The organism is Clostridium sp. DL-VIII (genome assembly GCF_000230835.1).
Taxonomy (GTDB): domain Bacteria; phylum Bacillota; class Clostridia; order Clostridiales; family Clostridiaceae; genus Clostridium.
Genome location: NZ_CM001240.1, coordinates 6,012,363 through 6,026,776 on the forward strand (window position 1 = coordinate 6,012,363; position 14,414 = coordinate 6,026,776).

The window sequence follows — 14,414 nt, forward strand, 5'->3', positions numbered from 1 at the left end:
AAGTTGTCCACAGGATATCCTAAATAACATAAATTGTGCACTTGCCTAAAGTTCTTCCCCATTACTTTCAATGACTTTTTTATACCAGTAGAAGCTCTTCTTTCTTGATCTGCTTAAGTCTCCATTTCCATCATTGTCTTTATTAACATAGATAAAGCCATATCTTTTTTTCATTTCTCCTGTTGATGCGCTTACTAAATCAATACATCCCCATGGAGTATATCCTATTAATTCAACGCCATCTTTTACTGCTTCCTTCATTTCTTCTATATGTGCTCTTAAATAATCAATTCTATAATTATCATTTATTGATCCATCTTCTTCAACTTCATCCACAGCACCCAATCCATTTTCCACAACCATTAGAGGAATTTGGTATCTGTTGTAAATATTATTCAATGTCCATCTTAAACCTTTTGGATCAATCTGCCATCCCCAGTCACTTGCTTTAAGATAAGGATTCTTTACTCCTCCTAGAATATTTCCTGATGTTTTTTCTAATTCCTGATCTGTGCTTGCGCAGTTTGACATATAATAACTAAATGTATAGAAATCCACACAGCCTTCCTTTAAAATCTCTTCATCATTTTCTTCCATTTTTATTTCAATGTTATTATCTCTAAAAAATCTCTTTGCAAAGCCTGGATAAGCTCCTCTTACCTGTACATCCGAACATAAGAAATTGTTTAAATTATCTCTTTCTTGGGCTAAAAATACATCTTCTGGATTACAAGTATACGGATATGCTGTCATGTATGCGATCATACAGCCAATTTTAAAATCTTTGTTAATTTCATGACCTAGCTTAACAGCCTTGGCGCTAGCTATAAATTGATGATGAAGTGCCTGATATCTTATTTGCTTACTGTCTCCAACTTCCTTACTAAAGGAAACTTCACTACTTTCATCTAATAAAATTCCGCCACCCATAAAGGCTCCAAAGGGTGTAGTTAAAATATTTATTTCATTAAAAGTCAGCCAATATTTTACTACATCTTTATACCTTTTAAAGATGGTCTCACAGTATCTAACATAGCAATCAATAACTTCTCTGCCTGCCCATCCATTATACTTTTTAGTTAATCCAAAAGGTGTTTCATAATGAGAAATTGTAACTAATGGTTCAATGTTATATTTCTTTAATTCTGCGAAAACCTCATCATAAAACTTCAATCCTGCCTCACTTGGCTCTAAATCATCTCCATTTGGAAAGATTCTACTCCAATTTATAGACATTCTAAAAACTTTAAAACCCATTTCTGAAAATAACTTTATATCCTCTTTATAATGATGATAAAAATCTATAGCTTCATGACTTGGATAATATGTTCCTTCTTCTAATTCCGGAGTTATTCTTCTTGGTGTTGTATGTGTTCCTCCTGTCATAACATCAGCTGTGCTAAGACCTTTCCCACCTTCTTTATATCCACCTTCAAATTGATTTGCAGCTGTTGCTCCTCCCCATAAAAAATCTTCAGGCAAAACATTAACTTTGTTATTCAATTTAACCACTCCTATTCTATTTTTATTTACTTTCTTCTAGTCTATCTATTATGTCCTTAAATTGTGGTAAATGCTTCTTATGTGCTATTAACATCTCATTTAATAAATCTTTTGCAACCTTTCCACTTGGAATTAGTGGATTCATAGTAAATGCTTGAAGCGCCTTGTTATAATTTCCTGTAACTGCAGCTGAAATTATTGTTTCTTCCATTCCTTTCATCATTTGAACCATTCCTCTTGGTGCTGGCTCAAACTTTCCAAAACTTATTGGTTCAGGTCCATGAGCTGTTATTATGCTTGAAACTTCCACTATAGAATCATATGGAAGATCCTCTAATGTTCCATTATTCTTTGTGCTGACTACCATTGTGCTTCTCTTATCATTATGAATAGAAGCAATTAATTCACAGGCAGCATCACTATAATAAGCTCCACCTCTTTTTGTTAATTGTTCTGGCTTATAATCAAGTTTTAGATCTTTATATAATTCAAATAACTCCGCTTCAGTTTTCTTTACTACTTCTGCTCTAGTTTCACCTTTTGAAAAACTTTCAAGCTCTTCCTTTAACATATCATCTGTAACGTAATAATATCTGTGATATGCACATGGTAACATTCCTAAATCTTTAATTTGTTCATAATTAAATTTAATATCCTTAATATTTGCAACTCCGGCATTTTCTCTCTCCTCTGAAAATACTGGATCATATAATTTCTCGATTACTTCAGCAGTTCTTTCATTTCCATCCTTATCCCATATTCTGTGCCAATGGAAGTGATTTAATCCAGCAAACTTAAAAAACAATTCACTAGAATCTATTCCGAGTATCTTTGACTCTTCCTGTACACAGTTAATAGGAATATTACACAAGCCAACAGTTCTATCCCATCCGCCATACTTAATTGCTGCTTCTGTCACCATGCCTGATGGATTTGTGAAGTTTACCAGCCATGCATCTTTGCATAATTCTCTCATGTCATCTATTATGTCTAATATTACTGGAATCGTTCTAAAGGCTTTAAATATACCTCCAGCCCCATTTGTCTCCTGTCCAATTATCCCGTGGCTTAAAGGAATTCTTTCATCTTTTATCCTAGCATCTAAAAGTCCAACCCTAAATTGAGTTGATACAAAATCAGCATCCTTAAGTGCTTCCCTTCTATCTAACGTTAAATTTACTTTCCAATCAAGTCCAGCAGCCTTAACCATTCTCTGGGCCATAGCTCCAACTATCTCTAGTTTTTCTTTTCCCTCTTCAATATCCACAAGCCAGATTTCTTTAATAGGTAATTGATCTTTTCTTTTTATGAATCCTTCAATTAATTCAGGAGTATAGCTTGACCCACCGCCAATAGTGACAATTTTTAATTTTTTCATAAACTCTCATCCCCACTTCTAACCAGTTTATAGTTCACAATTTACAGTTATCAGTTATTGTAGAAATTCTTAACTGTACACTGTTTAAGTCTTTACTTTAATTTATCATACATTGAAAACAATTACTTCGATTTCTGCACTTTAGGAACACTTGCTGCTTTTTAGTTATTTGTTTTTTTTGAAAACAAGATGTTTTTTATTCGTAAATCTTCTTTTAAAATCAGCAACTCTTCTTTTGTGTATAAAAAATAAGAACAGTATAGATATAAATGCGCTATTTATATCTATACTGTTCTCTCATTAATTTTGTGAATATCAATCTTTAATGTATTTATTAATTGTAGCTGCCCCATCCTCATTTGCATGATAGTACACTCTTAAGTTACCTGTTTGATCCATTTCAAATCTTGTTTCTTCAAGAAGACCATTAGCCTCAGCTGTCATCAAAGCCGAAATCACAGAGTTTCTATTAAGCGCCTTAAACTTACCATATTCACCTTTTAAAGCTTTAATAACATCTTCTGCACAAGCTTCTTCAACTTTTGTGAAGTATTTTAAAATAGCATAATTAAGTGGTTTCATACTATTTTTCCTCCTTTTTTCTGAATAAATCCAACGGATTCATCGAAATTACTAATATACCAATTATCATTAGTATAGCAGCCCCCCAAGCTATTGGAGGCAATGACCAGCCTTCTATACCATAGAACACACCAAGTATTATCCAGCAGCAAAATGGTCCCCAGAATGAATATGTACCATTACAAGCCATACCAAGGGCTGCTCCACACATACTGTTTCCTTTATACCAAGTCATATATGAAATAAAGGCACAAAGACCGCTTATAGCAAGCCAAATCATAGCTGGCCCGCTTGTAAATGCTTGAATTGTAAGCTCTGTTGAAAGGCTAACGCTGCCAGCCATCATACCTAAAATAGGAATTAAAATAATTAAATTTGAAAGACCTGATGTTGCCTGACGAATGGTGATACCTATCTCTGAATCAATCATAGCTGTGCCGTAACCAGCTACGCAACCTTCAAATCCCCATCCAAGTGCAGCAATGAATGCAATACCAAGACCTAATAGCATATTTTCCGGTGCATCTCCAGTAATACTTGTGCTGCCGATCATGAAACTTGCACAAACGCAAATGACAATCCCAAGCATCATGCGCTTATTTAATTCCTGCTTAAATAAAATTCTACCTAAAATAGCGCCAATAGCTGGACAAAGAGCAGTAATAGGAATAACTATTGAGCCTGCCATTTGAAGTCCAACAACATAGGCTGTACTCGAAACAGGTCCTCCTATAAGTGCTGCTAAAATCATAACACGACCTGGAGTAGTATTTATACATCTTAAAAAATCGCCAAACTTACCTTTAACACCTGCATAAAGCATTGCCCAAACAGCACTGCAGGTATCATTTACTGCACTTCCAAGTGCAGCTAATAAATATGTAATAGCAAATGCTGATAATCCAATTGAATTACTTCCATACCAGTCACTCCAAACGCCTTTTGTCATACCCAAAGTCAAAAATGCTGAATAAAATCCATACATGAGACCTGAAAATAACGCAATTGTAATACCTTTTTTAAAAAATTGTGAAGATAGCTTCTTCTTTGCAGCAATTGCCGACGCATTAATTATATTATTTTCCATTATAAATCCCCCTCTAATATTAACTGTCTGCTTTTTATTACTATAATTCCTATATTTTTTTATTTACAAATTAAATAAATTTCTTTATAACTTTTACCTTTATTCATAGATACAACAATTATTTCGCAAACATAACATATCTCATAGTTCAATTCTCTTTAGTTCATTTTGTGAACATTATTATATTACCATCGTTCAATGTTCATAGCAATATGTTCAAAAAATTTTTTTCAAATATATTTAAATAAATCGCTATAATTTTTATTCTTCTAACATTCCTCTATAAAAAGACATATTTATTGCCTTTAACTATTATCTATCTTCTATAAAATTATTACTAACGTAAAAAAATAAAAAGGGGTAAATTATTAAAAACATTTTTTTAATAACTTACCCCTTTTTAATATTCTTAAACAGATGAGACTTATCTTTTAATTTTTAACTTCATAAAAATTTTATCTGCTAATTCCAAAAATACTTGGTCTTTAACAATAACTAATATTCCTACATAAACTAAAGCACATACTGCCCCTTCTAATACACATGCAATTAATATATTATGTACAGCAAATTTTATTCCAAAAGTTATTGGAATAAATATAAGCGAATAAAAGAAGTACTTTATATTTTCATAAGCAAATAAGTGTATATCTAATTTAATAACTTTCTTTACTAACCAATATTCAAGACATATTACAATTAAGTTTGCAATAAGAGTAGTTATTATAGCACTTACCATATTGAAAGCTCCTGCAAAAATTAATGCAAATTTAAGCAGCAAGTTTAATACACCTCCAGCCAGCACCAGCATTGCATCTTCTCTTTCTTTTCCGTGAAGGTATATCATTTGATTCGCAATTACACCTTCCACTCCAATACTTAGCATATATACTGCAAATACTACCATTACCGGAACCGCTCCTAAGAAATCTGCTCCTCCAAAAATATATATAGCCTCCTTAGAAAGACATAACAATCCTATCGATGCTGGGAACAGAATCAAGAAGTAAATTTTAATTACTCTTTTTAATAATACCAGATATTCACCCTTAGATTCATTTCCCAGGTAATTAGACAATCTCGGCATAGTAACCTGAATCACTGTAAGAAGTAATGTATTTATTATCAGCATTATTCTCTGGGCCATATAATAATATCCGACAGCAGTAGTTCCTCCAATACTATCTTTTAACATAATTTTATCAAGCTGAGTATATAAAACTCCTGTATTAGAAAGAATTACGACATAAAGCATAGGTTTTACGTGTCTAAAGAATTCCAAATTAGAAAAATCAAAACGTACCTTTCTTTTCACGTAGACAAAACTAATTATATTATTTATAAAATTAAATCCTATAACTAAATATAGATAAAATAAATAATCTCCCTGACCCCTTACAAATAATAAAATTAACGCAGAATATATAATTCTAACTACCATTGTTTTAATAGCTATGAAATCATAATTTTCTAAAGCTTCATTAACCCATTCCACATAGAAAAGATTAAATACTAAATTAAACCCCATAACTATACAAGTATAAAAATATGGTTCATTCTTATAATAAATTCCGACAAATATCATATATGCTGCCGAAGCCACAATATTTGTAACAGTTGTAAACAAAAATAGATTAGTAAACGTTTGTCTAAGTTTTACTTTATCGTCACGAACTTTACTTATTTCTCTTAATCCATATTGATATATACCAAAGCTTGCAAATATCAAGAAATACGCAGTTAGCGAATCCCCATATCCCATATAACCATATAATTCTTTTCCAACAGATCTAGTTACTAGTGGAATTACTAGTATTGGCAGAATTATATTGAATAAATTAAGCATTGCCTTAAAAATTGCATTCTTTGAAATTGATTTAGCCATATTTTTAGCCTCCATAAATATGAGGATTTCTCATATTAAATTATACGTCCTATTACATTTTTCACTTTTTAAATTGTACATTCTACTTAATTTATTGTCAATTCATATTCCAATTTAATGCAAAATATATATTTATACAAAAAAAATTAGATACATGTTATAGATAAACAACTTTAAATTCAGATTTATGCAGTGATTAACCGAAATCACACGAGCTTAAATTTAAGGTTGTATATCTATAAAATTGTATCTAATTTCTTTATATTTATAATTTAAGTGTTCGTTTTAAATATTCTAAATCTTCCAGAGAATCTATCTCAAAGATATCATTTGACTGTATTTTTTCAATATATACATCCATATCCTTGAGGTTATCTACAGCAATACTATCCCAATATAAATCTCTAAAGTCACCTTTATTTATAGTTTCTTCTACCTTTTCTGAAATAAGCATCCCGTCTTTTGCTGTCCAAAATGATGCTCCTGACATTATAAAATCAGGCTTATCTCCTTCTTTTCCAATTTCAACATTATGTATTCTATTATTCTCATCATATTTTAATATCCACTCACCTGTTATATTTTCCTTGCAGGCTGAATAATATATTGATGTACTTGGCTTAGTCTTTGGTAGAAAATTTCTAGTAATATAATTATCTGCATCAATAACAAATGCATCTTTTAAATATTGTCTAACTAAATACATAGTATAGATGTTATTATAAACATCATACTTATCATTAATAACTTTAATTAAATTATATTTTTTAACTATAGGATCAAATTTTTCATGCAAGTAACCTGTTAATACTATAATTTCATCAATTCCAATTTCCCTTAAATTTATTATCTGTCTTTCCAGTAAAGACATTCCATTAACTTCAATTAAAGACTTTGGAGTATTTTCAGTTAATGGTCTTAATCTAGTTCCCATACCTGCTGCCATTAAAATTGCTCTCATATCACACCTCGAGTTCAGCTAACTGTTTTAAGTATTCTTTTGCTCTATTATATCTATCTATTCCATAAGTACCAAAATCATCGCCTTCAGCTTCTTTTACCAAGGTCCATACTGCCCACAATGTATCTTGGCATATTTGATGGATTAATAATCTTCTTCTTGAATTCTTATCTGCTTCTTTTCCATTAAAATATAATCTAAACATTAATTCAATATCATCTTCTGAGAATTCATTTTCTAAGGATAAAGCAGCTAAATCCCACATATCATCATTAATTCCGCTATATTCCCAGTCTATTAAATAAATTCTTCCTTGTGTATCTTTAACAAAGTTTTCTGAAACTAAATCATTATGAGATGGTACAAATACTCTATCACATTTCTTTAATTCTTCTTCAAGAGCCATTACTTCTGATCTTACTTCATCATAATCTTCAAAGAAACTTCCATTATCACTTTTTAAGATATTTTCATATTTTTCAAGTTCTCTGAATACATTAAATTCATTATCCATATGAAAATCATCACATTCATGTAAATTTCTTAAGATTGTTGTAACTTGTTTTAAATTTTCTTCTTTTTTAATACTTCTATGAGTCAAAGTTTCCGCATTTTCTATAAACTTTGATATTTTAACTCCAGTTTCAAGATTAAAGTAAGGCACTTCAACATTATATCCTTTTTCAGAAGCAATTGCAGAGTTAAACATTTCTGTACTTCTATTTATCATCTGCTCTGTTCCCGCACCTGCAACTCTTAGAATAAATCTTTCACCTTTAACACAGATTCTATAGTTTTTATTAGTCATACCACCAGCTGGTACAACTTCTGTAATATCTTCATCATTAACCTTTAGTGATTCACGAACAATAGCCTTTATGCTGTTCATTTCATAACTAAGTTCTCTTCTTCTTATGGTTGGATATAAATAATTTTTAATTTTTTCATACTCCTTTGCAGTATCTGCATCTCCCCAGGCAAGATCATCTATTTTAACAAATCCTATATTATAATTTCTAGCTACATCTAATAATACATATTCATAGTTTAAATACGGATTAACATTTCCTTTAAATTCTTCAAGCATCATTGTATATAATTTATAAGAAATCTTAGTAAGCCCTATCATTTCTCCATCAATTCTATTAAATTGATGAATATCTTTTGACATTTTAAATAAATGATTATCCCTTATTTCAACAAAGGCTTCATCTCCAGAACCACTTTCATTAGTAAAAAGTATACAGTCGTGATTAGAGCTTTCTGCTAATTCCTTAATCGCTCTCTTTTCAAAGATTAAATCATTTTCTATAAGTAAAAAGTCATCATCAATATAATCTTTTGCTAAAGATAATGAATGCATAGTACCTGTCCATTTGTATGTATCGCTCTTAACTAAAGCAATGTTTTTACTATTTTTAAAATATTCCTCATAACGTTGACTTTCATAACCTGTTACTATAACAATTTTAGTTATCCCATTTTCCTTTAAAATATTTAAGGTTCTGTCTATTAACTTAAAGTCTTCAATTTCAAGCATTCCTACAGGCTTTCCAAACTCTTCTGCTTTACCTGCAGCAAGTATTACAGCCTGCTTTACAATCTTTCTTTCTGCTTCATGAAGCTTTAATCTTGTATTCTTTGCAGATGCAATATTCTCTTCTAAAAACTTCATTCCTTTTTCAGTAACTTTATATAAAGTTCCTCTGTTATTTGTTATTCTATCTATAAATCCGTCTATTGTAAATTCTTTTAAAACCGCGTTAACCTTACCTAGAGATATATTAGTTCTTTTCGCTAACTCTCTTTGATTAATATTAAAGTTATCATTTAACGTCTTTAAAATCTCTATTCTATCCTCTAACATATTTTAACTCCCCCTTTTGTTTGGCATACCAAAAAAATAATGCATCGCATCATCAGATGCTTGTTATTTTGATTTATATGCCTGCTATATACTCTAATGTTCGAATTTTGAACTATAACTATTATATTCCTTGAAATTATGGATGTCAATAAGGCACACTAAAATAAATAACACGTCTAAAATTATTATGAATATTTTCCATCGAGTAAGAAGGCTAGTTGCCCTCAGAGCGAAGTTATTATGTCAATTGTTCATAAAAAAACAGGATTGATATTAAAAATAATATCAATCCTGTTCCTCTATCCTTTAAGCTATAACAGTACCATCTTGTCCAAAAGTATAATTTTTATCATCCACAAACATAGTCTGATTTACTACCATTTGACCATTTGGAGTAAAGTAATACCACTTTCCATTTAAATATAACCAGCCTTTATGCATTACACCATTTAATTCCAAGTAATACCAGCTGTTATTTAAATTTATCCATCCTGTTCTCATTTCTCCAGTTGATGAATCTAAATAATATGTCTTTCCATCAGCTTCATCAACTTTCCAGCCTGAAGCTCTATATCCTACATTATTTAAATAATAAAGTTTTCCCCCAGTTTTTATCCAAGCATTCTTAACTTGTCTGTGGTTCTTATCAAAATAAGTTGGCTTTCCATTTACAGTTCCCCATTCATCATATTTTCTTGTATCTACCCAACAGTCGTTATAATCATCATAATATTGATCGTCATCGTATTGACTACCATCTCCAGAACCGCCATTCCAGTCAGATACATCAACTCTATAAACTTTTAGCGTATAAGTTTTACTCTCTGATCCATCTTCTGATTCAACAACAATTTCAATTTCTGTCTTTTGAGATCCTCTAAGACTTACACTTATGGCACTATCAGAATAATCTTCTCCATTAACAGTAACTTTCGACTTAGAATCCTCTGGAATTGGAGTTACTTGAACACTTGCTACATTTTGGTCTACTCGAACCTCAGTTGGATCTTTCTTTGGATTAAAATCATAGTCACCTGTGTTTAAGATTACATTCTTCAAACCAGCATTACTGCTTTTTTGATTATTTTTTATTACAACACTATATGTTTCAGTAGTAATTCCATCTTGTGCAGTAACTAGTATTTTTACAGTAGTAGTTCCATTTGAATTTAGAGGTAATTCAGTTTCTTCTCCTGAAACTAAATCATAGCTATCATTACTTCCATTTATAGTTGCTACAATTGAGCTTACATTTTCATTTGTAGGTTTTACAGTTATCTTCTCACTTGTATCACTTTTTGAAACAGTAGTAGTATAGGATAACTTATCGCTTGAAAAACCTTCACTTCCATCAGCATCTTTCAATGTATATCCCTTAACACTTAAAGAACTTAAAGAAGCATCATTAGAATTTTGTTCTGGTGGAGTACCATCAGAAGGCTTATAATTTTGCGGTAAATAGAATACATACTTATCTCCAGCTGGATAACTTCCAACTAACACCTTTTGGGTTGTTTTGTTACCACTTGAATCTGTAACTTCCTTATCATCAAATTTATCATAATACGTTTGAATATATATTTTTTCATAATTTTTCAAATTGATGGTAATGCTTGGATTTCTTTTTAAAAATGTACTTGAGTCTTCATCTGAATCATAATTATTATTTTTAGATTCATCGAACTCTGTATAACTATTGCTATCCTTATTAGTTGCATAGAAGACTCTTATATACTCATTTCTATCACTTTGCTCTCCTGTATATTTTATTGTTACTGGATCTGCAACCTTATCTAAATTTACATTTCCAAAACATAAATCATAAGTGACTCTTGATGGATTAAATGTTAAAACACTATCGCTTACACCTGGTTGCCTTAAATAAGGCTCTGGCGATCCAGCGAATTGTAAATTCATAGTAGAGTGACTTCCTGTCTCAATAATAACATCTAATGAATATCTAGCTAATATTGTTGACGAATCTGTTATATTTCCATCGCTTCCTTTATATACGTCTAACTGTATCTTATTGCTATAAGCGCCTTTTTGAAAATCAACATAGTTCTTTCCGTCTCCTCCACTGAGAGAAGCCTTTATTTCCTTAGTCGTCCCATCTGCAGTCTCTTTATAATTATTCTGCACACTATATCCCAAGCCGGACTTCGGCACTATGAGCGTAGGATCTAAACTTATTTGTTTAGCTCTTGAATCTATAGTAATGGTTCCATTATAAATTGGAAATCCAGAGTTTGGATCTCTTGTAACTGAAAATGTTTTGCCTATATATGCATCAACATCACTATCATCATTCATATATTGTTTAGTTATACCTGCATCTTTCAAACTATAATCCTTAGAAGCATCTAATGCACTATATTTTATCTGTAAAGCATAAGACCTTGTTATCGGTGTACTATCACCCGACTCAGTTGATTTTATTCTTATTACTATTGAGGAAGATCCTAAGTTAGATAATGATCCTTGTAATGATTCATCTCCAAACTCGATAGATTTATCTTCCTGTCCATTTAAAAACACAATAGCATCTTCTAAACTTATATTAAAATTCATAACATACTTTAGCATATAAGTTGAATCAGGTACATTAAAATTATATCTAAGTGGTATATTGGGATCTGCTTCTGCTATTTGTGTATATAAAAATGGTTTTTGATTATTTTTAGGAACTAAAACTGTATCACCATCAAAATCGCTTTTACCACCTACATATGACTTAAATATTAAGCTTTGTATTTTTTGTATAGCAAATGAAGTTCCATACTCTATTGTTATTGTTTTATCACTAATATTAGTGGAATCTTTAGTATCTCCCCATGTTATTGTCCCATTACCAGTTGGAGTTCCATCTGCATTTAGTTCTGGAGTATAAGTAACAGTTTGAGTTGTTTGTATTATTTCATATGAAACAGTGTTAACACCATATGGTAATCCAACTAACCTCTTTCCGACTACATCTTCACCATTTGTATCATCAGTACCATCTATTCTAGTAACATCTATCCCCATATTGGTTGATATTTTAGTAGGCGAGCCGCTATCTATTGTGTCTGTTATGCTTTGAGCATCAATTGCTTTAATTACAACTCTCTGACCTACTATAAAAGTAGCATTAGTTGGTTTAGTAGTTGCAGCATTTTTCACCTCATTCTCCATCTGAGTAGTATCAGTCCTATAAACCTTCGGAACTGTTAAATCGAACCCTGTTGTTCCACTTTGATCCTCACTTATTACGCTAGGATGCGAATAAATCACATCAGTTCCAGATGTTGTTGGTTGAATATATTTTTCATTTGTAACATTTACTCTGATACCTGATGTAGTAGCTGCCTCTGCTACCTGTCCACCAAATTGCACTGGCAAAAATGATACTATACTTGTAAACACCATAAGCAGCGCTATAAACTTACTTTTGACTTTTCTCATTATTGTCGCCCTCCCAAATTGTTATTTAAAATCAATAATCGGATTTAATTTTTTATATTATTTTGCATCTATCTCATCACATTAATTAGATTTATAACTCACAGGTTATGTAACTTAAGCTTTTAAAACATAGAATGTAAATTTTGAAATTAGAATTATTAATATAATTAACGTGTCATATAATTGATTTATGTATACCACATTTTAAATATCGAACCATTTATGCTTACCTTTAGAAAAATATAAAAAAACCTCCCATAATATAATACAATAGTTATATACTATGAAAGGTCTTTTATCCTGCTTTAATTTAAGATTTTGCCTTAAAAGAATTTTTACACTTAGGACATGTAATAGAAATTTTCCCCTGCCCTCTTGGCACTCGTAGTTTTTGTTTACAATTTTTACATACAAAATACTTATGAGTTCTCATGTCTCTCAATTTATTTGATCTATGTTTAAACCAATCTAATACTTTATTTTTTCTTATTATATATTTGTAGTTTTCTTGTTGACGCTTATATATATTTTTTGAAAAAATTCTAAAAATGCAAATTACTGTTGGAATATATGCTATAACTACTAGAATTGATAAATTTCTCGGCAAAAAGTTTGTTAATATTAATAATACAAAAGATAATCCAAGCAATGCTCTTGACAGTTGATCTCCTCCATATCTTCCATACATCATTCTTTTAAACCATTCCATATTTCTCACACCTCATTCTCTTATAGATATCCCACATTTAAACCAAAGCGCACAAATATTCCATATATATAATTGTCAATTGAAAATTTACAATGTACAATTGATAATTATAGTTGAAATCCTTACAGGATTTCTTCAATAATTGTTAATTGTGAACTGTACATTGCAAATTGCAATATATATAATGATTTATTATAATGTATAAATTTGCTTTTGATTTATTACTTTTAATTTTCAGATTATAATTCACACAGTTATAAGTCTAATACATATGTTAGATATCTATATATATTACAACTATCTTATATTAATATTCAAATTATATCAACCTTTTAAAAAAAGTATCCCCTAATGACTGCCTTTATCATCTATGGGATACTTTTTTTGCATGAATTAATCATTTAAACATACAGCTTTTACCACAAATTTAGATAGCTGCTGCAATTGCCCTTGCAATTCCTTCTGCTTCTAGATCTTGGTATGATGAATCTGCACATCTTTTAGCTTCATCTGTATTTGTTATAAATCCAAATTCAACTAGTACCGAGGGCATTTTAGTATTTCTAAGAACAAATAAATTTCCATCTCTTGCTCCTCTATTTATGGAACCAGTACTATTTGTTAAAGACGTTGCTATAGAAGATGCCATATTCATACTTGCTGAAAGCCTCTCATCACTATATCCTCCTCCAAAGCTTGAATCCTGTGCTTTTGAGCTATAGTAAACTTCTACACCATTTGCTGATATTGTAATTAAATGTCTTGGATCATATGTATTATTTCTCGAATAACCATCAGCCCCTGCATAAAGTGCTAAATGATCTAGATGAGCTTATATCCCTTCATCCCATGAATCAAATCTTTCATGTGCACTTGGATCAGTATCTTCTCCTCCTACGTTTGTCTTTAATCCACATGGATTATGATAGTTTTCAAAACAGCTTTCATTTGGGTATCTATAATATAATACCAGCATCCAAATTTTTTTAGGTACTAAT

General features: G+C 30.8%; 11 protein-coding genes. All 11 read right to left on the bottom strand.

Annotation, left to right across the window (positions count from 1 at the left end; all coding sequences use genetic code 11):
* Positions 1-45 precede the first annotated feature (45 nt).
* A complete protein-coding gene (locus tag CDLVIII_RS27285) occupies positions 46-1,503 on the bottom strand; it encodes a 6-phospho-beta-glucosidase (protein ID WP_009172720.1) in 1,458 nt (485 codons plus the stop codon).
* Between the two features lie 22 nt (positions 1,504-1,525).
* A complete protein-coding gene (locus CDLVIII_RS27290; protein ID WP_009172721.1) occupies positions 1,526-2,881 on the bottom strand; it encodes a 6-phospho-beta-glucosidase in 1,356 nt (451 codons plus the stop codon).
* A 315-nt stretch (positions 2,882-3,196) separates the two neighbouring features.
* Positions 3,197-3,463: a hypothetical protein gene (locus CDLVIII_RS27295; protein WP_009172722.1), complete on the bottom strand. Its 267-nt coding sequence runs from the start codon at positions 3,461-3,463 to the stop codon at positions 3,197-3,199.
* A 1-nt stretch (position 3,464) separates the two neighbouring features.
* The gene (locus CDLVIII_RS27300; protein WP_009172723.1) at positions 3,465-4,550 is read right to left on the bottom strand and encodes a membrane protein; all 1,086 of its coding nucleotides are present in this window, start codon (positions 4,548-4,550) and stop codon (positions 3,465-3,467) included.
* Positions 4,551-4,974: 424 nt separating this feature from the next.
* The gene (locus CDLVIII_RS27305; RefSeq protein WP_009172724.1) at positions 4,975-6,435 is read right to left on the bottom strand and encodes an oligosaccharide flippase family protein; all 1,461 of its coding nucleotides are present in this window, start codon (positions 6,433-6,435) and stop codon (positions 4,975-4,977) included.
* Between the two features lie 265 nt (positions 6,436-6,700).
* Positions 6,701-7,396 (bottom strand): sugar phosphate nucleotidyltransferase, encoded by a 696-nt coding sequence (locus CDLVIII_RS27310; protein ID WP_009172725.1) that lies wholly within the window; start codon positions 7,394-7,396, stop codon positions 6,701-6,703.
* Between the two features lies 1 nt (position 7,397).
* The gene (locus tag CDLVIII_RS27315) at positions 7,398-9,263 is read right to left on the bottom strand and encodes an NTP transferase domain-containing protein (protein ID WP_009172726.1); all 1,866 of its coding nucleotides are present in this window, start codon (positions 9,261-9,263) and stop codon (positions 7,398-7,400) included.
* 306 nt (positions 9,264-9,569) lie between these two features.
* Positions 9,570-12,707 (bottom strand): cadherin-like beta sandwich domain-containing protein, encoded by a 3,138-nt coding sequence (locus CDLVIII_RS27320; protein ID WP_009172727.1) that lies wholly within the window; start codon positions 12,705-12,707, stop codon positions 9,570-9,572.
* 310 nt (positions 12,708-13,017) lie between these two features.
* On the bottom strand, positions 13,018-13,416 hold the full coding sequence (locus CDLVIII_RS27325) for a Zn-finger containing protein (protein ID WP_009172728.1): 399 nt from the start codon (positions 13,414-13,416) through the stop codon (positions 13,018-13,020).
* Positions 13,417-13,843: 427 nt separating this feature from the next.
* Positions 13,844-14,170, bottom strand: coding sequence for an N-acetylmuramoyl-L-alanine amidase (locus CDLVIII_RS27330; RefSeq protein ID WP_083825399.1), 327 nt, complete (start codon positions 14,168-14,170; stop codon positions 13,844-13,846).
* A 78-nt stretch (positions 14,171-14,248) separates the two neighbouring features.
* Positions 14,249-14,392 (bottom strand): hypothetical protein, encoded by a 144-nt coding sequence (locus CDLVIII_RS32395; protein WP_242835807.1) that lies wholly within the window; start codon positions 14,390-14,392, stop codon positions 14,249-14,251.
* Positions 14,393-14,414: the final 22 nt, after the last annotated feature.